Source organism: Methylobacterium sp. Gmos3, assembly GCF_056430985.1.
In genome coordinates this window covers 666,186-688,224 of sequence record NZ_JBWJYL010000001.1, presented here as the reverse complement: position 1 = coordinate 688,224, position 22,039 = coordinate 666,186, and the positions used below count along the sequence as shown (strand labels likewise).

19 protein-coding genes and 1 tRNA gene are annotated in these 22,039 nt (G+C 69.1%); 8 read left to right on the top strand and 12 right to left on the bottom strand.

Features of this window, described 5'->3' with window-relative positions:
- Positions 1 to 99: 99 nt before the first annotated feature.
- From hfq to ACS5Q7_RS03305, 3 genes are all read right to left on the bottom strand, one after another.
- The gene (gene hfq / locus ACS5Q7_RS03315) at positions 100 to 351 is read right to left on the bottom strand and encodes an RNA chaperone Hfq (protein ID WP_238249876.1); all 252 of its coding nucleotides are present in this window, start codon (positions 349 to 351) and stop codon (positions 100 to 102) included.
- Between the two features lie 184 nt (positions 352 to 535).
- Positions 536 to 1,900 carry a nitrogen assimilation response regulator NtrX gene (gene ntrX, locus ACS5Q7_RS03310; protein ID WP_478337975.1) on the bottom strand — a complete coding sequence of 455 codons (1,365 nt, stop codon included), beginning with the start codon at positions 1,898 to 1,900 and terminating at the stop codon, positions 536 to 538.
- The gene (locus ACS5Q7_RS03305) at positions 1,897 to 4,266 is read right to left on the bottom strand and encodes a sensor histidine kinase NtrY-like (protein ID WP_478337974.1); all 2,370 of its coding nucleotides are present in this window, start codon (positions 4,264 to 4,266) and stop codon (positions 1,897 to 1,899) included. The genes ntrX and ACS5Q7_RS03305 overlap by 4 nt, the downstream gene beginning before the upstream one ends.
- Positions 4,267 to 4,428: 162 nt before the next feature.
- Here ACS5Q7_RS03305 and ACS5Q7_RS03300 point away from each other — a divergent pair.
- Positions 4,429 to 4,521: transfer RNA gene (locus ACS5Q7_RS03300), tRNA-Sec, on the top strand.
- 223 nt (positions 4,522 to 4,744) lie between these two features.
- Here the strand turns inward: ACS5Q7_RS03300 and ACS5Q7_RS03295 are convergent.
- Complete coding sequence (locus ACS5Q7_RS03295) at positions 4,745 to 5,149, bottom strand: hypothetical protein (protein ID WP_478337973.1); 405 nt, start codon at positions 5,147 to 5,149, stop codon at positions 4,745 to 4,747.
- A gap of 17 nt (positions 5,150 to 5,166) precedes the next feature.
- Positions 5,167 to 6,696, bottom strand: a complete 1,530-nt coding sequence (locus ACS5Q7_RS03290; protein ID WP_478337972.1) for a flagellin N-terminal helical domain-containing protein — start codon at positions 6,694 to 6,696, stop codon at positions 5,167 to 5,169.
- Between the two features lie 238 nt (positions 6,697 to 6,934).
- Here ACS5Q7_RS03290 and ACS5Q7_RS03285 point away from each other — a divergent pair, with 238 nt between their 5' ends.
- The gene (locus ACS5Q7_RS03285; RefSeq protein ID WP_478337971.1) at positions 6,935 to 7,933 is read left to right on the top strand and encodes a helix-turn-helix domain-containing protein; all 999 of its coding nucleotides are present in this window, start codon (positions 6,935 to 6,937) and stop codon (positions 7,931 to 7,933) included.
- Positions 7,934 to 8,591: 658 nt separating this feature from the next.
- A complete protein-coding gene (locus tag ACS5Q7_RS03280; RefSeq protein ID WP_478337970.1) occupies positions 8,592 to 8,840 on the top strand; it encodes a hypothetical protein in 249 nt (82 codons plus the stop codon).
- A gap of 115 nt (positions 8,841 to 8,955) precedes the next feature.
- Here the strand turns inward: ACS5Q7_RS03280 and ACS5Q7_RS03275 are convergent, their stop codons facing one another.
- Positions 8,956 to 9,354, bottom strand: coding sequence for a hypothetical protein (locus ACS5Q7_RS03275; protein ID WP_478337969.1), 399 nt, complete (start codon positions 9,352 to 9,354; stop codon positions 8,956 to 8,958).
- Between the two features lie 134 nt (positions 9,355 to 9,488).
- On the opposite strand from ACS5Q7_RS03275, the gene ACS5Q7_RS03270 reads away from it, so the two are divergent.
- From ACS5Q7_RS03270 to ACS5Q7_RS03260, 3 genes are all read left to right on the top strand, one after another.
- Positions 9,489 to 9,725: a DUF4170 domain-containing protein gene (locus tag ACS5Q7_RS03270; protein ID WP_478337968.1), complete on the top strand. Its 237-nt coding sequence runs from the start codon at positions 9,489 to 9,491 to the stop codon at positions 9,723 to 9,725.
- A gap of 159 nt (positions 9,726 to 9,884) precedes the next feature.
- On the top strand, positions 9,885 to 10,829 hold the full coding sequence (locus ACS5Q7_RS03265) for a ribose-phosphate pyrophosphokinase (protein ID WP_478337967.1): 945 nt from the start codon (positions 9,885 to 9,887) through the stop codon (positions 10,827 to 10,829).
- Positions 10,830 to 11,180: 351 nt separating this feature from the next.
- On the top strand, positions 11,181 to 11,762 hold the full coding sequence (locus ACS5Q7_RS03260; RefSeq protein ID WP_478337966.1) for a lipase family protein: 582 nt from the start codon (positions 11,181 to 11,183) through the stop codon (positions 11,760 to 11,762).
- A 109-nt stretch (positions 11,763 to 11,871) separates the two neighbouring features.
- Here ACS5Q7_RS03260 and ACS5Q7_RS03255 read toward each other — a convergent pair whose 3' ends face one another.
- Positions 11,872 to 13,515: a methyl-accepting chemotaxis protein gene (locus tag ACS5Q7_RS03255; protein ID WP_478337965.1), complete on the bottom strand. Its 1,644-nt coding sequence runs from the start codon at positions 13,513 to 13,515 to the stop codon at positions 11,872 to 11,874.
- Between the two features lie 299 nt (positions 13,516 to 13,814).
- Between ACS5Q7_RS03255 and ACS5Q7_RS03250 the strand changes: the two genes are divergently transcribed.
- The gene (locus tag ACS5Q7_RS03250) at positions 13,815 to 14,525 is read left to right on the top strand and encodes a DUF1013 domain-containing protein (protein ID WP_478337964.1); all 711 of its coding nucleotides are present in this window, start codon (positions 13,815 to 13,817) and stop codon (positions 14,523 to 14,525) included.
- Between the two features lie 44 nt (positions 14,526 to 14,569).
- On the opposite strand, the gene ACS5Q7_RS03245 is transcribed toward ACS5Q7_RS03250, so the two are convergent.
- Positions 14,570 to 15,919: an MFS transporter gene (locus ACS5Q7_RS03245; protein WP_478337963.1), complete on the bottom strand. Its 1,350-nt coding sequence runs from the start codon at positions 15,917 to 15,919 to the stop codon at positions 14,570 to 14,572.
- Between the two features lie 21 nt (positions 15,920 to 15,940).
- Complete coding sequence (locus ACS5Q7_RS03240) at positions 15,941 to 17,914, bottom strand: aconitate hydratase (RefSeq protein WP_478337962.1); 1,974 nt, start codon at positions 17,912 to 17,914, stop codon at positions 15,941 to 15,943.
- A gap of 213 nt (positions 17,915 to 18,127) precedes the next feature.
- Between ACS5Q7_RS03240 and ACS5Q7_RS03235 the strand changes: the two genes are divergently transcribed.
- Positions 18,128 to 19,447, top strand: a complete 1,320-nt coding sequence (locus tag ACS5Q7_RS03235; protein WP_478337961.1) for a serine protease — start codon at positions 18,128 to 18,130, stop codon at positions 19,445 to 19,447.
- A 10-nt stretch (positions 19,448 to 19,457) separates the two neighbouring features.
- Here the strand turns inward: ACS5Q7_RS03235 and ACS5Q7_RS03230 are convergent, their stop codons facing one another.
- The 3 genes from ACS5Q7_RS03230 to ACS5Q7_RS03220 all read right to left on the bottom strand — a co-directional run bounded on the left by ACS5Q7_RS03230 (position 19,458) and on the right by ACS5Q7_RS03220 (position 22,036).
- A complete protein-coding gene (locus tag ACS5Q7_RS03230; RefSeq protein ID WP_243927093.1) occupies positions 19,458 to 19,613 on the bottom strand; it encodes a DUF3309 domain-containing protein in 156 nt (51 codons plus the stop codon).
- A gap of 122 nt (positions 19,614 to 19,735) precedes the next feature.
- Positions 19,736 to 20,773: a cysteine synthase A gene (locus tag ACS5Q7_RS03225; RefSeq protein ID WP_478337960.1), complete on the bottom strand. Its 1,038-nt coding sequence runs from the start codon at positions 20,771 to 20,773 to the stop codon at positions 19,736 to 19,738.
- A 237-nt stretch (positions 20,774 to 21,010) separates the two neighbouring features.
- Positions 21,011 to 22,036 carry a sulfate/molybdate ABC transporter ATP-binding protein gene (locus ACS5Q7_RS03220; RefSeq protein ID WP_478338023.1) on the bottom strand — a complete coding sequence of 342 codons (1,026 nt, stop codon included), beginning with the start codon at positions 22,034 to 22,036 and terminating at the stop codon, positions 21,011 to 21,013.
- Between the last annotated feature and the right edge of the window lie 3 nt (positions 22,037 to 22,039).

Genomic DNA, 22,039 nt, shown 5'->3' with positions numbered 1-22,039 from the left:
AGGGCTCCAGGGATCGTCGCGCCTTCTGGAGCCCTCCTTCGAGGCGGCTTCGCCGCACCTCAGGATGAGGCGGAGGATGGGAGCGAGGGGCCGGCGCCCTCACGCCTTCTCGGGCGTCTCGTCGGGCTCGAAGAGCTGCACCGGGTGGCCCGGCATGATGGTCGAGATCGCGTGCTTGTAGACGAGCTGGGAATGACCGTCCCGGCGCAGCAGCACGCAGAAATTGTCGAACCACGTCACGACGCCTTGCAGCTTAACGCCGTTGACGAGGAAGATCGTCAGCGGGATCTTGTTCTTGCGGACGTGGTTGAGGAAGGTGTCCTGAAGGTTCTGTGCGCGCTCGCCGGCCATTTTCTTCGCCTGTTTGTTGTCCCTGCGGGTGTGCCCGGCACGGGATGGTTCGCCGCCAGCGGAATCGTCCGATCTCCCGCGGGCGGCTTCGTATAAAGCATTTGCATTCCAAAGCGTGAACCGAAGCAAGGGCCGTTCCGCCCGGAGCGTGACGGAACGGCGGCGGCTTTATCGTCCGCGGCCGTTACGGCCCGATCCCCAGCGACTTCAGCTTCCGGTGAAGGGCCGAGCGCTCCATCCCGATGAATTCCGCGGTGCGCGAGATGTTGCCCGAGAACCGGGCGATCTGCGCCACCAGATACTCGCGCTCGAAGATCTCGCGGGCCTCGCGCAGCGCCAGGCTCATCAGCTTCTCGCCCCCCGCGCCGGCCGGGGTGGTGGGCACCAGGGCGCCGATCTCGGAGGGGAGCATCTCGGAGGTGACCTCCTGCTCCGGGTCGGCCTGGGTGAGGATCATCAGCCGTTCGACGTTGTTCTTCAGCTGGCGGACGTTGCCCGGCCAGTTGTGCGATTGCAGCACCGCCATCGCGTCCTCGGCGATGACGCGCTTGGGCAGGCCGGTCTGGCCCGAGATGTTGTCCATGAAGAAGCGGATCAACTCCGGCACGTCCTCGCGCCGCTCGGACAGGGCCGGCACGCGGATCGGCACCACCGAGAGGCGGTGGAACAGATCCTCGCGGAAGCGGCCCGCCGCGATCTCCTCCTGCAGGTCGCGGGAGGAGGAGGAGATGATGCGGACATCCACATGGACCCGCGTCGTCCCACCGACCCGCTGGAAGTTCTGGTCCACGAGGACGCGCAGGATCCGGCCTTGCGTCTCGCGGGGCATGTCCGCCACCTCGTCGAGGTAGAGCGTGCCGCCATGGGCTTCCTCCAGGGCGCCGACCCGGCGGCCGTTCTCGCCCTCGACGCCGAACAGCTCGGCCTCCATCGTCTCGGGGAGGATGGTGGCGGCGTTGAGCAGCACGAACGGTCCGTTGGCCCGCGCCGAGGCCCGGTGCAGGGTCCGCGCGGCGAGTTCCTTGCCCGCGCCCAGCGCCCCGGTGATCATCACCCGCGCGTTGGTGGGGGCGACGCGCTCCAGGGTCTGGCGCAGCTGGTTGATGGCCAGCGACCCGCCGACGATCTGGTCGGCCGAGCCGGAACGGGCCTTGAGGTCGCGCACCTCGCGCCGCAGGCGGGAGGCCTCCAGCGCCCGCTCGGCCACGAGGATCAGCCGGTCGGCCTTGAACGGCTTCTCGATGAAGTCGTAGGCGCCCGCCTTGATGGCCGAGACGGCGGTCTCGATGTTGCCGTGGCCGGAGATCATCACCACCGGCAGGTCGGGATGGGCGGCCTTGATCAGGTCCAGCACCTGCAGCCCGTCGAGGCGCGAGCCCTGTAGCCAGATGTCGAGGAAGACGAGGTGCGGGCGCCGCGATTCGATGGCGCTCAGCGCCTCGTCCGAACCGCCCGCCGTGCGGCAGCGATGGCCCTCGTCGTCCAGGATGCCGGCGACGAGGTCGCGGATGTCGGCCTCGTCGTCGACGATCAGAATATCGGCGCTCATGCCTGCATCTCCGCGATCCGGGGGGCCGTCGATGCGGCGCCCTTCTCCTCTGCCGTGGTCGGTGGCCGCTCGGGACCGGCTTCACGCGGTACCCGCATCCGCACCTGCCCGCCGCGACCGGCGGGGTTGTCGTTGAGGGCGATGCCGCCGCCGTGCTCCTCGAGCACCTTGCTGACGATGGCAAGCCCGAGCCCCGTGCCGCCCTCGCGGGTGGTCATGTAGGGCTCCAACAGCCGCTGGCGCCCCTCGGCGGGGAAACCTTTCCCGTTATCCGTCACCGTGATCACCGCGAACCCGTCCTCGACGGCGAGCCCCAGGGCGATCTTGCCCTTGCCGAGCACGTCGGGGGGCACCTCGGCCACCGCCTCGACGGCGTTCTTGAGGATGTTGGTGATCACCTGGCTGAGGAGCCGGATGTCGAAGGCCGCCACGATCTTTTCCGACGCGCCCGCGCCGCCCTCGGCGGAGAAGGCGAAGTCGATGTCCGGGTGCGCCACACGCATCATGAAGAGGTTCTGCTTGGCGATCTCGGTGAGATCGTTGGGGGCGATGGCGGGCTTGGGCATCCGCGCGAAGGCCGAGAACTCGTCGACCATGCGCTTGATCTCGTCCACCTGGCGCACGATCGTCGCCGTGCACTGGTCGAACACCTCCCGGTCGGTGAGGATGACCTTGCCGTACTTGCGCCGGATGCGCTCCGCCGAGAGCTGGATCGGGGTGAGCGGGTTCTTGATCTCGTGGGCGATGCGCCGGGCGACGTCGCCCCAGGCGGAGGTGCGCTGCGCCTGGACGAGGTCGGTGATGTCGTCGAGCGTCACCACCGCGCCCCGCGCCCCGCCCGGCGCCTGCTCGCCGGTGACGCGCACCGTGACGGTGCGCTCCTCCTTGCGCTCGCCCCGGGTGCGGGTGAGCTGGATCTGCTGCTGCACCGCCCGCTGGCGGGCCTCGCCCTCGGCCAGCACCGGGGCGAGTTCCGGCACCGCGACGCCCAGCGGCTGGCCCACCAGCCGGTCGCTGCCGAGGTCGAGCATCCGCTCGGCGGCGGGGTTGGCGATGGTGACGAAGCCCCCCGCGTCGAGGCCGATCACGCCGGGGGAGACGCCCGACAGCACCGCCTCGGTGAAGCGCCGGCGGGCGTCGATCAGGTCGTTGGCGGCCATCAGCCCGGCATGCTGGCGGCGCAGCTCCTGGGTCATCTTGTTGAAGCTCTCGCCGAGGCTGGCCAGATCGCCGCTGGTCTTCTTCGTGGGCACCTGGGCGTAGAAATTGCCCGAGGCCACTTGGTCGGCGGCGTTGATGAGCCGCCGGATCGGGGCCACGAAGCGGTTGGCGAAGTTCAGCCCGAACCACACCGCCGAGAGCAGCGCGATCAGCGCGATCAGCACGAAGACCACGGCGAAGGTGATCTGGATGGAGCGGCGCAGGGAATCGTAGGTCAGGTACTCCGCCGCCGCCGCCCGCGACACGCCGGGGAACTCGATGGCGAGCGGGTTCACCTCCCGTTGCACCATCAGCACCGCGTCGTCGTAGGCCGGCATCCGCAGGAGGGCGGCGAAGACCCGGCCCTCCGTCGGCAGCAGGCAGATCGGGTCGCCCGACTTGCCCGCGTCCTCGAAGGCGGCGGCCGAGGGCAGGCGCACCTGCTTGAGCACGTCGATGTTGGCGCGGGCCACCACGTCGGTCGGCCCGCGCATGATCTGCGCCACGGGCAGGCCGAGATTCGTCGCCCGCGTGGTCAGGAAGGTCTCGAACCACGCCCGGTTCACGTCGAAGTTCGGCCGGGCGCGGGTGAGGTCGTCGTTGAGGATGCGGATCTCCCGCGCCAGGGACTGGCACTGGTTCTCCTGGTAGGCGTCGGCCACCTCCACGGATTTCAGCACCACGTCGCGCACCCGGTCGGTGAAGCCGAGCGACAGGCCCCGGTCGATGGTCACCGAGGCGACCACCGCGAGCAGGATCGTCGGCAGGATCGCGATCAGCGAGAACAGGCCGACGATGCGCGAATGCAGCCGCGCGACGGCGGCGTTCGCCCGGCGGGCATGCAGGAAGACCCGCGCCTCCCAGGCGATGACCACCACGAGCCCGAGCACCAGGGTGACGTTGATGGCGAGCAGGGTGATCCCGTAGGTCGGGGTCGGGGTCACCCGGATCACGCCCGCCAGGATCAGGAAGGTGGTCAGCGCGCAGACCAGCGCCGTGACGACCACCGCCGCGCCGATCCAGCCCGGACCCCTCGGCCCCGGACGCAGGGATTCGGCGAGCGGCGCGTCCGTCTGCGCCAGGAGGCCGGCCGGGTCTGGAGCGGGGCCGGACCCGCCCGCATCGGGGCCGGAGGCGGCGCTCCCGGAGCGGGAGAGGAAAGGCATGACTGGTGCAGGGCCACAACAGTGTGGCGGAATTAATACGAATCCGGCACCGTGCGATAGGTCTTGCGCCGTCTCTCAGGCCGTGGCCCGCGCCTGCGTCCGACTGACGCCGCCCCCCGCCGATCCTTGACCGACGGTGAGCCGGCGCATAGGCCGGTCGACGGAGGCGAACGGGGTCTGGTGGCCCTCCTGGTCTTCAAAACCAGCGGTACGCCAACAGCGTACGGTGGGTTCGATTCCCATCCGCTTCCGCCACTCCACCTGTCGCTGCAACCCGCACAATGCGGTCGAAGCTCGCCCTCATCCTGAGCGTGTCGAAGGACGATGCGTCAGGGACAGCCCGAGGCGAGACCGTGCGGAAGGCCGAAGAAGATCTGCCGGTCGTCCCTGCGCCCGGGTCCAGGTCGGCCCCTGGGCACGAGCGGCTCGATCACCGCCCCATGCTCATCCGAGCCAGGACAGGCTCGGCATCGCTGCTTCAGTTCAGGGAAGACGCGTGCGGGACGGCCTTGTCCGCCATGATATCCAACAGCAAAGCTTCGTGTTGAACCAAGGCGACGCCAACCTGTAGCGCGCCAACGTAGTCGCGTTGCTCCAAGCGTTCGTCAAGAACAACGAAGAATATGCCGAAAGTCTTTGTGCATTCCATCATCGCATTCGCGATTTGGACGATATCATCGCAATATGGATCGTGATCGCCCTGCTGCAGGGCATTTTCCAGAAGCGCATGGAGTGCCATGCACGGGGAATGCGACTCGGCAACGGGATATTTCAGATGCAACGCGCCCATGACGGCCTCTGATACTAAAAATCTATCGAAGGTAATCGTCGCTGAAACGATCATCAGCTTCGTTGAGCGGCCGGGTTGCGCCCGGCCGCTCACGCGAAGTGTCCAGCTGATTAGCGAAGCAGCTGAAGGATGCCCTGCTGCGCCTGATTGGCGAGCGACAGCGCCGAAATGCCCAGCGAGTTGCGGGTCGAGAGGGCTTGAGAGTTGGCAGCCTCCTCGTTCATGTCGGCATTCGTCAAGTTCGCCGAACCGGTGTCGAGAATATTGACGATGTTCTTGGTGAAGTCCTGGCGGTTCTGCACGACCGACAGATTGGAGCCGTAGGCCGAAGCCTGTGACTTGAGCTGCGACACGGCGCTGTTCACGTTGGCGAGCACCGCGTTGATCGAGGTCGCGTCCTGGAAGTCGGTGCTGCCGATCGCATTCAGTCCGAGTCCGGCCGAGGTGACCGCAGTTCCCTGGATGTTCAACGACGACGTATTCTTCTCGTTGAACACGACCTTCAGGTTGTCGCCGTTCAGAAGGTTGACACCGTTGTAGCTGGCGTCCTTGGCCTGCTGATCGATCTGGCTCAGCAGGGCATTGTACTGCGTGACCAGCGAGTTGCGGGCGGTCAGGCCATCGCCGCCAATGACGGCCGAGGAAGCCGTTCCGAAGCTGGTGGCGGCAGCGCCGGTGAGAGCGATGGCCTTCGTGCCGTTCTCGTTGCTGGTGGTGATGTTGAGCTTGCCGTTGCTGTCGACGTTGGCCGAGGCGCCATTGGCGTTCAGGATCGCATTCAGCCCGGCGAGGGTGCTGACCTGACCGGTGCCGGTGCCGAAGGTCACGTTGGAGACCTGGGCATTGGCGCCGGAGCCGACGGTGACGGTCAGAGCACCGCTCAGCGCCGTCGGGTTGGTCGGAGCAGTCGTCGCTGCGGTCAGGCCGATCTTGGCGAGCGCGCCCGACGAGCCGCTGAGGGCGATACTGGTTGCGGTATCGCCCGCGGTCAGGGTGACCTTGTTGCTGGCCAACGTGGCCGAGCCTCCCGAACCGATCGCGGCACCCAACTTGGTCAGGAGGTTATCGATCGTGTCGTCGGCCTTGATGTGCGTGGCATCCGACTGGCCGGTCGAGGCCGTCGTCACGGAAATCGTCGTGCCGTTGATCGTGATGCTGTCACCGACAGCGAAGCCACCGCCGGCCGCCACGTTGAGCGCAGAACCCGTCGCGAGACCGGTGACGGTCGTGCCCTGCGTCGTCGCAGCGACGGGGGTGCCGCCCAGGATGTTCGCGTTCGTCGCGGTGCCGGCCACGGTCGAGACCGCGGTCGCCTTCGACGTGAAGGCGCTCGACGAGGCGAGAGCCTGCTGACTCAGTGAGGTCAGCTGGTCGGTGAGCTTCTGGACGCTCGTGATGCCCTGATTGGCGGCCTGGATCACCTGGATTCCGTTCGAGATGCCGTCGAGCAAGGTCGAGAGCGACGACGAACGGGAATCGAGAGCCTGGCTGGTGAAGTAGTTGACCGGGTTGTCGAGGGCCGAATTGACCTTCTTGCCGGTCGAGAGGCGGTTCTGGGTGGTCGAGAGCAGGTTCGCCGTATCCTGCAGGGAAAGCAGGTTCTGGCGGCTCGCGGCGGAAAGAGTGATGGCGGAAGACATGAGCGCGATCCCTTTTTGGGTGAGGCGTCTTTCGTGAAGACGCTCCAAGGGTCGGCTTCCCAGGTTTAAAGCGCTGTAATTATTTGCTTTTACCTGTCTAGATTATGTCTACTGGCGTCCGTTTTGTGTCTACTTTCGTACTAACTCCCTGTTTGTCAGCATCTCGCAAATATATCGCCGATGTAGCTTGAAGTATCGAGGGCGTGCCCCAACCTAGGGTGGCCCCAACGAGCGCGGCATGCTGGATTGCATCGATCCCAGGTTTGACGAGATTGACGACGAGCGCGACCGCGTCGAAGCGTGGACGCAGGCTGTCTCGACGGTCGCCCGGCCGACGATGCATCCTGATGTCCCGGTGCCCCGCTTCGCCCGGTTTCACTCGTGGCGGATCGGCGGGCTCATTCTCAATGAGGTCGTCGCGCCTGCTCAAGTGTTCGAGCGGACGCCGTACCAGATCGCCAGCCAGGGTGTTGATCACTTGGTGCTCAGTCTCCACACGTCCGGGAGATCGTCTCTCTTGGACATGGAGGGGGAGCGCCCCGTTCCCCTTGGATCGATCCGAATTTCGGATATGTCCCAGCAGTATCAGTTGCGGTCTTTCGGAATGCGTGGGCTGAACGTGTTCATTCCACGTCGCTATGTCGACCGTCGACTTGGTGATGTGTCCGGTTTTCATCAGCTCGTCATCGGTTCGAGCGAAAAACCGCTGGTCAAACTCTTGGCCGATCAGGTGCGTAATACTCACGCGTGCATCGAGCAAATCGATGAATTGCAAGAGAAGCATTTGGCTGATGGAATAATATCGGCTGTCAATGCCGTCTTGGGATCGTTGGATCGCGTCAGCAGGGAAACGCCGAAGATCCTCTCGATCGAAATCAGGCGTTTCATCGAGGCGAACTTGGCGCGCAACGACCTCGATGTTGAGGTGTTGCGAACGGAATTCGGCGTGTCGCGAACCCCGATCTATGAAATTTTCGAAGAGGAAGGGGGGGTGATGACGTATGTCCGCAATCGTCGCCTCGCTTGGGCGATGCGGATGCTATCGGGATTGGAAGGAGGGCCACGGAAGAGGGTTTCCGAAGTGGCGTATAGTTGCGGATATGATACGCTCAAGGCCTTCTCGAAGGCATTCAAGTCGAAATACGGCATCGTTCCACGTGATGTCGGTGCCACGCATGGACATCGTGTGCGTGGGGAAACCGGAACGACGCTGCAAACCTGGATCCAAGCGCTTTAGATGGACTTCAGGCTATGAGCCGAGCCGTGCCCTTGCGTCGTTCGCCGGGTGTGCTTCTAGAGCGGTTTCGGTTTGATCCGGATCACCTGCTTCACCGTCTTTGCGAGCGACAGCGAAGCAATCCAGGGCAGCGGGACCTGAACGGATGTGGCGGATCCCTGGATTGCTTCGCTTCGCTCGCAAAGACAGGAGGCGCAGCATGATCCGGGTTTTCCCGAAAACGCGCTAAAGCTGCACCCGAACGAGTCGGTTCAGCCAGCCTTCTCCAGATCATGCCCTCATCCTGAGGTGCCGTCGCGAAGCGGCGGCCTCGAAGGAGGGCTCCAGGGATCGCGCGGCAGGCTGGAGCCCTCCTTCGAGGCCCGCTGACGCGGGCACCTCAGGATGAGGTGAGTGGATGGGGCCGCCTCACTATGATCGGTAGCCGCCCTAGGCGGCCGTTGTCGTCTTGGAGGAAGCGATACGGAACCTGTCTTGGCGCTCGGATGAGCATGGGGCGGTGATCGAACCGTTCAGGCGCACGGGCCAACCTGACCCGCGCGCAAGGACGACCGGCAGATCGTCTCCGGCCTCCTGCGCGGCGTCTGGTGCGGAGCGAGTCCAGCCCCTAATCCAGGCTTCGGGCCGCAGCGGTCGGACCAGCGCCACGGAGCGACGCATGAACACCAACGATCCCGAGCCCCTCGACGACTTCACCCGCCTGCACGCGAAAATGTCGGCGATGGAGATCGTGCTCGGTGTCCTGATCGGCCGCCTGTCCGAGGAGAACCCCGAGGTCCGGGAGGATGTGAAGCGTGACGTCGCCCTGATCCTCGCCGAGCTTCCGCTGGATAGCCCCAGCGAGGAGATCATGGCTGCCGAGGTGAAGCGAGCGGCCGACGTGCTGACCAGCGTCTCGATCGGATGAAGGGCCCTCGTCGGACGGGATCGTTCACAAAGGCGTGACCGATGAATCGGCCGATCCATTCGCTGCCCTTCGCCCCGGACCGCCTGAAGCCTGGGCAAGGACGCGGGTAGACATCTCAGCGCCAGCCCTCGGCCCCGGCCCCGGGCAGCATCCCCGCCTCGACCCAGTGGCAGGTGGTGGTGTCCTTCACGGCCGCGCAATCGTAGGTGCGCCCGGCGAGCGTCACCTTGTCGACCACGGCGCCGATCCTGTTGCGCGGCAGCGCGGCGCAGCCGAGATGATCGGCCTTGGGATCGCCGAGCGTCGCGGCGGCGGCGGCGGGGCCGGCCTGCATCAGCATCCGGTAATTGGCGACGGAGGGGCAGGCGATGACCGGCGCGGCGGGTGTCCGCGCCGCCTTCTCGGCCTGGGCCTTCTCTCCGGGCTTCAGGCGAAGGCCCTGCTGGGCCGAAGCCGGCCAGGGGGCCAGCAGCGCGGCGAGGAGGAGGATCGGGAGCGGGTGCGAACGGCTCATGCACGCGATCCTAGCATAGCCTGCCCCCGCGAGGCTTGACGCTCCCGGCGCCGTCTGCGACCGCAGTGCAACACCCCGGCGCGCCGCATCGCCCCGAATCGGCCTTCGTCCAGGGGCTGGCGAGAGGAGAGATCATGGCCACGACGATCGAGAGCGACCAGCGGCTCCACCTCGTGTTCGGCGGCGAGCTCGAGAATCTCGACGGAGTCCGCTTCCGCGACGTGAAGGGCCTCGACATCGTCGGGATCTATCCGGACTACGCCTCCGCCCAGGCGGCGTGGCGCGCCAAGGCGCAGGCCACGGTGGACAGCGCCCAGACCCGCTACTTCGTGGTGCACCTGCATCGCCTGCTCGAGCCGCAGCCGGTCTGACCCGTCCGTGCGGCGGGGGCATGAACGCATTGTGACGGAGGCATTGTGACACTTGGTCCCCGCTGATATGAGCCTCACCCGTCATGGATCTGCCCCGGTACCCGTGGGGCGGACGCCGCGGCCGTGCAGGGTGCGCGGGCCGCGTACGGGCGGGACAGCATGAAATCCTCGATCAAGATCATCGCCGGCAACGCGAGCCGGCCCTTGGCCGAGGCCATCGCCGCCTATCTCGAACTGCCGCTGGCCAAGTGCATGGTCCGGCGCTTCGCCGACATGGAGATCTTCGTCGAGCTGCAGGAGAATGTCCGCGGCGAGGACGTGTTCATCGTCCAGTCGACCTCCTTCCCGGCGAACGACCACCTGATGGAGCTGCTGATCATGATCGACGCCGCGCGCCGGTCGTCGGCGCGGCGCATCACGGCGGTGATTCCCTATTTCGGCTACGCCCGGCAGGACCGGCGCACCTCCGGCCGCACCCCGATCTCGGCCAAGCTCGTGGCCAACCTCATCACCGAGGCGGGCGCCGACCGGGTGCTCACCCTCGATCTCCACGCCGGCCAGATCCAGGGCTTCTTCGACATCCCCACCGACAACCTGTTCGCCGCCCCCGTCATGGTGCGCGACATCAAGGAGCGGATGCCCCCCGAGGACCGGATGGTGGTCTCGCCCGACGTGGGCGGCGTGGTCCGCGCCCGCGTGGTCGCCAAGCGCATCGACGCGCCGCTGGCCATCGTGGACAAGCGCCGCGAGCGGCCCGGCGAATCCGAGGTGATGAACATCATCGGCGACGTGCGCGGCCGGTCCTGCATCCTCGTGGACGACATCGTCGATTCCGGCGGCACCCTGGTGAACGCCGCCGAGGCCCTGCTCAACGCCGGCGCCAAGGACGTGTCGGCCTACATCACCCACGGGGTGCTCTCGGGCGGCGCGGTCTCGCGCATCGCCGCCTCGCGGATGAAGGAGCTGGTCATCACCGATTCGATCCAGCCGACCCAGGCCGTGAAGCTCGCCCGCAACATCCGGGTGATGTCGATCGCGCCGCTGCTCGGCGAGGCGATCGGCCGGACGGCCACCGAGTCGAGCGTTTCCAGCCTGTTCGACTGAGTCGCCTGGGATTTGTGTCGCAGTCGCGGCTGCGACAATCCGGTCTAGATTGTCCCTCCTGCGGCACGACCGTGGGAGGCGGGCATCACCAAGACCATCGTCGGAATTCACGGCCTCGCCAACAAGCCGCCCCGCGAGGAGAAGGCGGGCTGGTGGACCGACGCGATCCGCGAGGGCCTGCGCCGCAACCTCGGCCGCGACGACCCGGTCTCCCTCGATTTCGTCTACTGGGCGGACCTGCGCTACCCCGACCCCCTGCGCGAGGGAGACAACCGCGAGCCCTACGCGCCGGATCTCGGCCTCGGGCCGTTCCCCTCCCCCGCCGGGGAGCCAGCGCGCCGCGAGGCGACCGTGACCGACCGGATCTACCGGGGTCTCGCTAGCCTGCAGGAGGCGGTCGGCCTCACGCCCGTGGACGACGTGATCCTCGAATACCGCCTCGACGACCTCTGGGGCTACCATGACGACGACGCCTTCCGGGACGCCGCCCGCGCCCGGCTGCGCGAGGCGCTCGGCCGCCACGGGCAAGGCCCGCTGCTGCTGGCGGCCCATTCCATGGGCGGGCTGATCGCCTACGACGTGCTGCGGCTGGCCGAGCGCGACGGTTCGGTGGCCGGTCCCGTGACCCTCGTCACCCTCGGCTCGCCCTTCGGGTTGGCGGAGGTGCGCCTCAAGCTCGAGGCGGAGCACGGCGACCTCAGCGTCCCCCGCGCGGTGGCGGCCTGGATGAACCTGATGGACCGCCACGACATCGCCACCGTGGGCGAGGATCTGGCCGCAGCCTTCGCGCCGAACGAATCGGGGGTGCGCATCCGCGACGTGCCGGTGATCAACGCCTACCGCGCTCCGGACGGGCACGAGAACACCCACAAGTCCTACGGCTACCTGCGCACCCCGGAATTCTCCCGGATCGTGGCGGGGTTCGCGGAGTAACGGGATCCAAAGGGCGGGGTCCTTCGGTGGGCTCCAGGGCGAGGCCCCTGGAGCCGCCGCAGGGCTTGGCCCTGCACCCACGAAGGGGCTTGCCCTTTCGAAACCCCGGTCAGGCGGCCTTCACCTGTGCCAGGAAATCCCGCACCGCCCGTTCGAGGTCTTCCGATCCCCGCGACAGGTCGCGGGCGGCGGTGAGGACGTGCTGCGAGGCTTGGCCGGTCTCGTCGGCGCCCGCGCGCACGTCGGCGATCTCGACCGAGACCGCCTGCGCGCCGCCCGCTGCGCTCGCGACGCTGCGGACGATCTCCTGGATCGCCGCGCTCTGCTCCTCCATCGCGGCGGCGACGCCGACCGCGATCGCCCGCATCTCCTCGACGGTCTGGCCGATCTCGCCGATGGCGCCGACCGCCTCGCCGGTCGCCCCCTGGATGCGGCCGATCTGGCCGGAGATCTCCTCGGTGGCCTTCGCGGTCTGGCCGGCGAGCGCCTTCACCTCCGCCGCGACCACCGCGAAGCCGCGGCCCGCCTCGCCCGCGCGGGCGGCCTCGATGGTCGCGTTCAGCGCCAGCAGGTTGGTCTGCGCGGCGATGGAGGCGATGAGGGCGACGACGTCGCCGATCCGCTCGGTGCCCTGCGCCAGGGAGCGCACCGTGGCCTCGCCGGCCCGGGCGCTCTCCGTCGCGCGCACGGCGATCTCGGAGGTGCGCTGCACCTGCCCGGCGATCTCCTGCACGGAGGCCGACATCTCCTCCGTCGCGGCGGCGGCGGCCTGGACGTTGCCCGTGGTCTCCCGCGCCTGGTCCGCGACGACGGCCGAGCGCTCGGTGGTGCGCGCGGCGTTGGCGGTCATGATGCCGGCGGTGGCCTCCAGCTGCGTCGCCGCCCCCGCGAGGTCGCGGCTGAGGGCGCCGACCTGCCCCTCGAACCGGCGGGTCAGCCCGTCGAGGGTCGCGGCCCGGCGGGCGCTGCCGTCGGAGGCGGCGGCGAGATGCGTATCCGCCGCCTGCTTAGCGATGAGCGCCTCCTTGAACACCTGCACCGCCCCGGCCATGGCGCCGATCTCGTCCCTCCGCTCCCGCGCCGGGATGGCGGCCTGCGTGTCGCCCGCCGCGAGGCGGCGCATGGCGGCGTCGAGCGCGCGCAGGGGCCGCGTCACCGAGCGGCCGATCAGGGTGGCGACGAGGCCGATCAGGGCGATGGCCACGAGGATGCCGAGGCCGTCCGCGAACGCCGCCTCGCGCAGGATCGCGGCGGTGTCGTCGGCGTAGATGCCGGTGCCGATCACCCAGCCCCAGGGGGCGAAGCCGCGCACGTAGGAGATCTTCGGCACGGGGGCGTCGGCGCCGGGCTTCGGCCACATGTAGTCGGAGAAGCCCTCGCCCTTCTGCTTCACGATGGCGACGAAATCCGAGAACAGGCGCTTGCCGGTCGGGTCCTTCATCTCGCCGAGGTCGCGGCCCTCCAGGTCCGGCTTCATCGGATGGGCGATCATGCGCGGCTGCATGTCGTTGATCCAGAAGTACTCTTTGCCGTCGTAGCGGAGCGCCTTCACCGCCTTGATCGCGGCGCCCTGCGCCTGCTCGCGGGTGAGCCGCCCGGCCCGCTCCTCGCCCTCGAAATAGGCGACCACGCCCCAGGCCGCGTCGGTGAGGTCATGGGTCTTGACCATCCGCCCGCGCTCGACCTGCCCCTTCAGGCTCCACAGGCCGGTGCCGGACACCGCCAGGATGCCGAGCAACGCGGCGACGGTCATGAGGTGGAGTTTGGATCCGATGCCGAGCTTCACTTGATACGCCCATAGTCCAGAGAGGCAATCACGAAACTGTGTTGTATTGGCGTAAGGATAGAGTGAACGGATTAGAATCCTTACTTGGGACGCCGGCTCGACGGCTCGACAGCCCTCCAGGCGATTGCGCCCCTTCGAGGGGGCGCCTATAATGGCGGCATCCCCCTTTTTTTAGCGTGAGACGGGTCGTCTCCGGGATGTCCCCCGGAGCCCACGAACCGATGCCCGGTTCGGCCCGTTCCGCCATGTCGGAGCCGCGTGTAGAGATGTCCCAGGGTCCGCTGATGCCCAAGGCGACCGCCGTCTGGCTGGTCGAGAACACGTCGCTCGCGTTCGAGCAGATCGCCGATTTCTGCAAGCTCCACCCCCTCGAGGTGAAGGGCATCGCGGATGGCGAGGTCGCGGCGGGGATCAAGGGTCTCGACCCGATCACCACCGGCCAGCTCACCCGCGACGAGATCGAGAAGGCGCAGAAGGCGCCGCATTACAAGCTCAAGCCCGCCGTCTCGAAGGTGAAGCTGCCCGAGGTCAAGCGCACCACCAAGGGGCCGCGCTACACGCCCCTCTCCCGCCGCCAGGACCGGCCGAACGCCATCCTCTGGCTGCTGCGCAACCACCCCGAATTGAAGGACGCGCAGATCATCCGCCTCGTCGGCACGACGAAGTCGACGATCCAGCAGATCCGCGAGCGCACCCACTGGAACTCGGGCTCGCTGCAGCCCCTCGATCCGGTGACGCTCGGCCTCACTACCCAGATCAACCTCGACTTCGAGGTGCAGAAGGCGGCGGCCGACCGTCCGGCGGCGCTGGCGGCCGAGGGCGGCGCCTCGCTCCTGCCGACCGAGGTCTCGACGCAGCGCGAGCCGGAGCCCGACGAGGACGACCGCCGCGGCGGCCGGGACGAGCGGCTCGACGCGGATTCGGTCTTCGCCAAGCTCAAGGGCCGGCACCAGGACGAGGACGACGACGATGACTAGGCCGCCCGCGCCCTCTCCCCGTTGGGGGGAGGGCCGCACGGCTCCTATTCCGGCAGGGGCTGGCCCGTGGTCTCGGGCATGAACCACGGCACGATCAGCCCCAGGACGTAGACGCTCGACATCGTGAGCGCCGCCCCCGCGACGCCGCCGAAGGAGGTGACGATCTGCCCGGCGATGATCGGGAAGATCCAGGCGACGAGCCGCGCCCCGTTGAATACGACGCTCGCCGCCGTCGCCCGCACCGCCGGGGTGAACAGCTCCACGAGGTAGATCGCCATCCACGAGAAGGCGAAGCCCAGCGTGAAAAAGCCGTTCAGGAAGGCCAGCGCCAGGAACGGCATCAGCCCGCCGTGCCACAGGTAGCAGGCGAGCGACGTGGCGATGCAGCCGACATAGGTCAGGATCAGGAAGGGCCGCCGCCCCATCGCGTCCGCGACGAAGCCCGAGACGACGTAGGCGCTGATGGCGCCGACATTGTAGACGATGCCCATGCGCGGGCCCCAGACGTTGGCCGGTTCGCCGGCCGCCTTGGCGAGCCCCTCCGTATAGGCCGGCAGCCAGGACGAGACCGCCCACCAGCCCACCGTCGTCGCGAAGGATAGCGCGGTGGCGAGCAGCACCCGGCGGCGGCTCTCCTTCTCGCGAAAGATCTCGGCCAGGGTGAAGGGTCGCTGCGCCGGCTTCGCCCCGTGCGCGGCGCCATCGGACGTGGCCGCCCAGCGCTGCTCCTTCAGGGCCTGCAACCACTGCTCGGATTCGTCGAGCGCCCGGCGCAGGTACAGGCAGACGAACGCCGGCAGCGCCCCCAGGGCGAACATGATCCGCCAGGATTGGTCGCCGAGCGGGTTCGTCGCCGCCAGCACCGCCCAGACGATGGCCGCCAGCACCGCGCCGCCGCCGAAGCCCGATTGCAGGAAGCCGCAGCCCTTGGGCCGCGCCCGGTTGGGCCAGGTCTCGGCCACCAGCGCGATGCCGGTGGACCATTCCGAGCCGATGGCGAGCCCCGTGATGAAGCGGAGCGCGGCGAGCTGGACGAAGCTCTCGGCGAAGGCGGTGAGCCCCGTGAACACCGCGTAGCCGAGGATGGAGATCATCATCATCCGCTTGCGGCCGATATAGTCGGCCGCGATGCCGCCGAGCAGGCCGCCCAGCCCCCAGCCGAGCAGGGTGATGCCGATGGCGAGCCCGACATAATAGGCCGGCGCCTGCGCCTGTTCGGGCGTCAGGATCGTGCCGAGCGCCGGGCGCAGGGCATAGACCAGGGCCACCGCCTCGTAGCCGTCGAAGATCCAGCCGAGATAGCTGCCCCAGAGGATGCGCCAGGGGCGCGGGGTCAGGCCCGCATGCCAGGGGGCCTTCGCGTCGTCGCGCGCCAGGGCGTCGCCCGCACTCATCGTCGTCTCCCGGTGATGTTGTCAGGCGACCGTGCGGGCCGGCTTGTCCTTGCCGAGGCGGGCGCGCAGCCAATTGATGACCCCGCCCGCCAGCAGCACCTCGACCTGTCGCGGCGACAGGCCGTGGGTGAGCCGGATCGTGTCCTTGCCGCGCACCCTGGCGGTGATCTCCCGGCCCGCCGCCAGGGCCTCGGCCACGCCCACGATCTCCACGCTGTCGCCGATCTCCAGCCCGTCGTAATCGGCCGGGTCGGCGAAGGTAAGCGGCAGGACGCCGAAATTGACGAGGTTCTGCCAATGGATGCGGGCGAAGCTCTTGGCCAGCACCACCTCCAGCCCGAGGTAGCGCGGGGCGAGCGCCGCGTTCTCGCGGCTCGACCCCTGGCCGTAATTCAGGCCGCCGACGATGGCGTGGCCGGCCCGCTCCGCCCCGCCCTGCTTCGCGCGCTTCGGGTAGGTGTCGTCGATGGGCTCGAAGGTGAACTCGGAGGTCTTGGGGATGTTCGACCAGTAGGGCATCACCCGCGCGCCCGCCGGCATGATGTCGTCGGTGGAGATGTCGTCGCCGGTCTTGAGCATCACCGGCACGCGGATATCGGCGCCGAGCTTGCCCAGTTCCGGCAGGGTGGTGATGTTCTCGGATTTCTCCAGCCGGACGGTGCGGGCCTCGGCCTCCGGCAGCGGGCCGACGAGCATCGTCGTGTTGCCGGGCACCATCGCGGGCGGGACGATGCGGGGATAGGGCATGTCCAGGGTGCGCGGATCGGTGATGACGCCGGTCAGCGCCGAGGCGGCGGCGGTCTCGGGGCTGCACAGGAACACGCTGTCCTCCCGCGTGCCGGAGCGGCCGGGGAAGTTGCGCGGCACGGTGCGGAGCGAATTGCGCCCCGAGGCGGGGGCCTGCCCCATCCCGATGCAGCCGTTGCAACCCGCCTGATGCACCCGCGCCCCGGCATGGATCAGGTCCGAGAGTTGCCCGTCGCGGATCAGGGTCTCCAGCACCACCCGCGTCGAGGGGTTGATGTCGAACGAGACCCGGTCGTGGGTCTGCTTGCCCTTCACGATGGCCGCCGCGACGGCGAAATCGCGAAAACCCGGATTGGCCGAGGAGCCGATATAGCTCTGGTAGATCTCGGTGCCCGCCACCTCCGAGACCGGCACGACGTTGCCGGGGCTCGAGGGCTTGGCGATCATCGGCACGAGGGTGGAGAGGTCGATTTCTTCGGATTTGTCGTAGGTGCAGCCTTCGTCCGCTGAAAGCTCCGCAAAATCCCCTCCCCGGCCGACGCCTTCGAGGAAGGTCCTGACCGCCTCGTCCGCCGGGAACACGCTCGTCGTGGCGCCCATCTCGGCGCCCATGTTGGCGATGACGTGCCGGTCCATCGCCGTCAGGCCCGCGAGCCCCGGCCCATGATACTCGATGATCGTGCCGAACCCGCCCTCCACCCCGTGGCGGCCGAGGAGCGTGAGGATCACGTCCTTGGCGCTCACCCAGTCGGGCAGCGTGCCGGTGAGCCTCACGCCCCAGACCTTCGGCATCCGCAGCCGCAGGGGTTCGCCGGCCATGGCGAGGGCCACCTCGACGCCGCCCGCGCCGAAGGCGAGCATCCCCAGCGACCCGGCCGCCGGGGTGTGGCTGTCCGAGCCGACCATGGTCTGGCCCGGCTTGCCGAAGCTCTGCATGTGGACCGGGTGGCTGATGCCGTTGCCCGGCCGCGAGTACCAGACGCCGAACTTCCGGCAGGCCGAGCGCAGGAACAGGTGCTCGTCGGCGTTCAGGTGGTCGTTCTGGACGAGGTTGTGGTCGATGTACTGGGCGGCGAGCGGGATCGCGACGCGCTCCACGCCCATCGCCTCCAGTTCCAGCATCACGAGGCCGCCGAGCACGTCCTGCAGCAGCGCCTGGTCGATCCGGAGGGCGATCTCGCCGCCGGGGGTGAGGTCGCCCTCGACGAGATGCGATTGGACGAGCTTCTGCGTCAGGTTCAACGCCACCGGGCTGCCTCCCTCTCGGCCACGCGCCTTGGTCTCGGCGCGCCGACCGGCGCCCGGCGCGCGGCGCCGTGTTTGGCCAGCGCAATTAGCCGGCCGAGAGCGGGGCGGAAGTCCGGCGGGGTGACAGACGTCAAGTCCTGTCGAGCGTGGCCGTAACCCCTGGCGCGGGCGCGGGCGCTCTGCCACCCTCGCCGCGGGATTCGGGAGGCCGATGTGAGCGCCATCGGATACGGGCGGATTGTTGGGATTCTGGCGCTGGCCCTGCTGGCGCCGGGCGGCCCCGCCTCGGCCCAGACCCGGCCCCCGCCGCCTGCCGCGAAACCCGCCGACCCGGCTCTGGACGCGGCCCGCATCGCCTTCGAGGCCCTGCCCGAGCCCGAGCGGAAGGCGCTGCAGGACGCCCTGATCTGGACCGGCGACTTCAACGGCGTGGTCTCCGGCGGGTTCGGAAAGCGCACCTTCGAGGCGCTACAGGCCTTCGCCGCCCGCGCCCGCCTCGCCGATCCCCTGAGCGGCGAGGGCCGGACGAGCCTGCGCGCGGCGGGCGAGGCAGCGCGCAAGGCCGCGCGCTTCCGCGTCCAGGCCGATTCCCTAAGCGGCGTCGTCATCGGCGTGCCCGAGGCCCTGCTCGCCAAGCGGACCGCCCTCCCCTCCGGCACCCGCTGGCAGAGCACGGATGGGACGGTGACGCTGGAGACCCGCGCCTATCCGCCGGAGGCCGAAACGCTGGAGGGCCTGTTCGCGCGGGCGAACGCGCCCCTGAACGGCCGCAAGGTGACCTACCGCCTGCAGAAGCCGGACTTCTTCGTCGTCACCGCCGAGACGGCGACCGGCCTGTCCTACACCCGCTACGCCGCCGGGCCACAGGGGATCAGGGGCTTCCTGATCGGCTATGACCGCGCCCGCGCGGGGGAGGTCGGCCGCCTCGTGATCGCCATGGCGAACGCCTTCGAGCCGTTCCCGGCGGCGGCGGCGCCCGTCGCCGTGAGCCCTGCCAAGCCCCTCGCCGCTGCCCCCACCCCGCCACCCGCCGCCGCGCCCACGCGGATCGTCGCGACCGGCCTCGGGGTCGCGCCGGGCCGGGTGCTGGCCGTGGTGCCGGAGGGGTGCCCGGGCGTGATCGCCCGCGCTCCGTCCGGCCTTGCCCTTGTCGAGGTCGCGGGCGCGAAGCCGGCGGCGCTCGCCCTGGCGGAGGGCCTTGCCGACGGGCCGGTCGTCGCCCTCGCGGCGGGGGCGGAGGGCGTGTCGGCGGTGCCGGGCACGGTGACGGAGGGGCGGGTCACGGCGCCGTTGCAGCCGGGCTCGGCGGGGGCGCCTGTCTTCGACGGACGGGGGCGTCTGGCGGGGCTGGTCGCGGCCTATCCGGGCGCGCCGCGCCTCGTGGCCGGGGTGGCGCCGCCGATGAGCCTGCCGGTCGTGCCGGCGGCGGCGGTCGCGTCGTTCCTGGCGGGGAAGGGCATCGCCCTGTCCGGGGCCAGGGAGGCGGGCCCCGCCGGAGCGGCGCCCGCCATCGTTGGCCTCACCTGCCGGTGAGGCCGAAGCGTCAGAGCCGGCCGGTGACCAGCAGGACGATCAGGACGATCAGCAGGATGCCGCCGAGGCCGAAGCCCGGGCCGCGATAGGCGCCGCCGCCGAGGAAGCCGCCGCCGCCGAAGGCCAGAATGATCAGGACGATGAGGAGAATGGTGACGAGGGACATGGAAGCGGATCTCCGGGCGGTCGCATGGGGCGAGCGTGACCGTTCAAACGCCGCGACAATTCGTTCTGTTCAGGCGGATCCGCAGTTTTTTGTGAGTCGGCTCGCGGATGTGGCTCGCGGACTCACACGTGCCAGTCCGGCAGGGGCGGCGCGGGGGCGTCCAGCCAGTCCGGCGCGGGCAGGCCGCGCTCGGCGAGGAAGGCCGGGTTGAACAGCTTCGAGGCGTAGCGTGCCGCCCCGTCGCACAGGATCGTCACGATGGTGTGGCCCGGCCCCAGCGCCTTGGCGAGGCGGATCGCCCCGGCGACGTTGATTCCCGAAGAGCCGCCGAGCGACAGCTCCTCCTCTCGCATCAGCCCGAAGACGAGGCCGAGCGCCTCCGTGTCGGGCACGCGGAACGACAGGTCGGGGGTGAAGCCCTCGAGGTTGCCGGTGATCCGGCCCTGGCCGATCCCCTCGGTGATGGACGAGCCCTCGGCCTTGAACGTGCCGGTGGTGTAGCCGGCATGGAGCGCCGAGCCCTCCGGGTCCGATAGGGCGATCCTCACCCCCGGATTGCGGGCGCGCAGGGCCTCCGCGACCCCGGCCAGCGTCCCGCCCGTGCCGGCGGCGCAGACGAAGCCGTCGACCTTGCCTCCGGTCTGCTCCCAGATCTCCGGCCCGGTGCCGTCGATATGGGCCCTGCGGTTCGCCACGTTGTCGAACTGGTCGGCGAAGAAGGCGCCCGCCTCGTCCCGCGTGGCCAGGGCCTCGGCGAGGCGGCGGGCGACGTGGACGTAGTTGTTCGGGTTGGCGAAGGGCACGGCCGGCACCTCGACGAGGCGGGCGCCCGCGAGCCGCAGGGTCTGCTTCTTCTCCTCCGACTGGGTGACGGGGATGACGATCAGCGTCCGATAGCCCCGCACTCCGGCCACGAGGGCGAGGCCGATGCCGGTATTGCCGGCGGTGCCTTCCACGATGGTCCCGCCCGGCCGGATCAGCCCCCGCGCCTCGGCGTCCCGCACGATGGAGAGCGCCGCCCGGTCCTTCACCGACAGGCCCGGATTGAGGAATTCGGCCTTGCCGAGGATCTCGCACCCGGTCTCCTCCGAGGCCCGGCGCAGGCGGATCAGCGGCGTGTTCCCGATGGCCGAGAGGATGTCGGGGTGGGCGTGGGACACGGGCGGGGACTCCGGTTGGGGTGCGGGACCGCTTGGCCTTCCTGCGCCGACTGCGATCCGTCGATGATGCGCATGCCCCGATGCTCGCCCGTCATTGCGAGCGGAGCGAAGCAATCCAGGGAAACGGGACATTCCATCGCGTGGAGCCACCCTGGATTGCTTCGCTGGCGCTCGCAATGACGGGGGAGCGTGTGAACGAATGCGCCTCCCCGCCATGATGGCGGGGGTGTGCGAGCTTCACCCGAACACATACCCGCCGTTGATCCGCAACCCCACCGGATGCCCGGCGGCGTAGCGGGCGCCGTCGAAATCCTCGACGGCGAGGATCTGGCCGCCGGCCTCCTCGACCTCGATCCGCTGGCGGCCCTGGCTGCGGTAGGAGGAGCGCACCGTGCCCGAGAGATGCGCCGCCTCCAGCTCCACGAGCTGGAGCTGCCACGGGCGCACGTGGAGCTTCACCGGGCCGATGATTCCGGCGGGCGCGCTCACGGGGGTCTCCCGGCCGCGCACGCTCACCCGGCCGCCCTCGGCGATGGCCTCGACCTCGACGGAATCGCCGAGGAACTTCAGCACGGTCGCCGAGACCGGGTTCTCCTGAACCTCGTCCGGCGTGCCGACCTGCTCCAGGCGGCCCCGGTCGAGCACCGCCACCCGGTCGGAGAGTTCCAGCGCCTCGTCCTGGTCGTGGGTCACGAAGATCGTGGTCTGGCCGGTGCGGTCGTGGATCTCCCGCAGCCAGCGGCGCAGGTCTTTGCGGACTTGCGCGTCGAGCGCCCCGAAGGGCTCGTCGAGCAGGAGGACGCGGGGCTCCACGGCGAGCGCGCGCGCCAAGGCCACGCGCTGGCGCTGGCCGCCGGAGAGCTGCGACGGGTAGCGGTCGCCGAAGCCCGAGAGGCGGATCAGGTCGAGGAGGTCCCCCACCCGGCGCTTGATCTCGGCCTGCGCCGGGCGGTCGGCCCGCTGCCGCGCGTTGAGGCCGTAGGCGATGTTGTCGGCCACGCTCATGTGCTTGAACAGGGCGTAGTGCTGGAACACGAAGCCCACCGCCCGCTGCTGCACCGGCAGGCCGGTGGCGTCGTCGCCCCCGAACAGGATGCGCCCGCGATCCGGCGCGTCGAGCCCGGCGATGATCCGCAGCAGCGTCGTCTTGCCCGAGCCCGAGGGGCCGAGCAGGCCGAGCAACTCCCCCGCCCTCACGTCGAGGGAGAGGTCGTGCAGGACGGCGGCCGTGTCGAAGGTCTTCGTGACCGCCTCGACGCGGATCGC

What these genes read in the sequence shown, in the direction of transcription:
- hfq (WP_238249876.1), bottom strand. Translation starts at nt 351, where the DNA reads ATGGCCGGCGAGCGCGCACAGAACCTTCAGGACACCTTCCTCAACCAC.
- ntrX (WP_478337975.1), bottom strand. Translation starts at nt 1,900, where the DNA reads ATGAGCGCCGATATTCTGATCGTCGACGACGAGGCCGACATCCGCGAC.
- ACS5Q7_RS03305 (WP_478337974.1), bottom strand. Translation starts at nt 4,266, where the DNA reads ATGCCTTTCCTCTCCCGCTCCGGGAGCGCCGCCTCCGGCCCCGATGCG.
- ACS5Q7_RS03290 (WP_478337972.1), bottom strand. Translation starts at nt 6,696, where the DNA reads ATGTCTTCCGCCATCACTCTTTCCGCCGCGAGCCGCCAGAACCTGCTT.
- ACS5Q7_RS03285 (WP_478337971.1), top strand. Translation starts at nt 6,935, where the DNA reads ATGCTGGATTGCATCGATCCCAGGTTTGACGAGATTGACGACGAGCGC.
- ACS5Q7_RS03280 (WP_478337970.1), top strand. Translation starts at nt 8,592, where the DNA reads ATGAACACCAACGATCCCGAGCCCCTCGACGACTTCACCCGCCTGCAC.
- ACS5Q7_RS03275 (WP_478337969.1), bottom strand. Translation starts at nt 9,354, where the DNA reads ATGAGCCGTTCGCACCCGCTCCCGATCCTCCTCCTCGCCGCGCTGCTG.
- ACS5Q7_RS03270 (WP_478337968.1), top strand. Translation starts at nt 9,489, where the DNA reads ATGGCCACGACGATCGAGAGCGACCAGCGGCTCCACCTCGTGTTCGGC.
- ACS5Q7_RS03265 (WP_478337967.1), top strand. Translation starts at nt 9,885, where the DNA reads ATGAAATCCTCGATCAAGATCATCGCCGGCAACGCGAGCCGGCCCTTG.
- ACS5Q7_RS03255 (WP_478337965.1), bottom strand. Translation starts at nt 13,515, where the DNA reads ATGACCGTCGCCGCGTTGCTCGGCATCCTGGCGGTGTCCGGCACCGGC.
- ACS5Q7_RS03250 (WP_478337964.1), top strand. Translation starts at nt 13,815, where the DNA reads ATGTCCCAGGGTCCGCTGATGCCCAAGGCGACCGCCGTCTGGCTGGTC.
- ACS5Q7_RS03245 (WP_478337963.1), bottom strand. Translation starts at nt 15,919, where the DNA reads ATGAGTGCGGGCGACGCCCTGGCGCGCGACGACGCGAAGGCCCCCTGG.
- ACS5Q7_RS03230 (WP_243927093.1), bottom strand. Translation starts at nt 19,613, where the DNA reads ATGTCCCTCGTCACCATTCTCCTCATCGTCCTGATCATTCTGGCCTTC.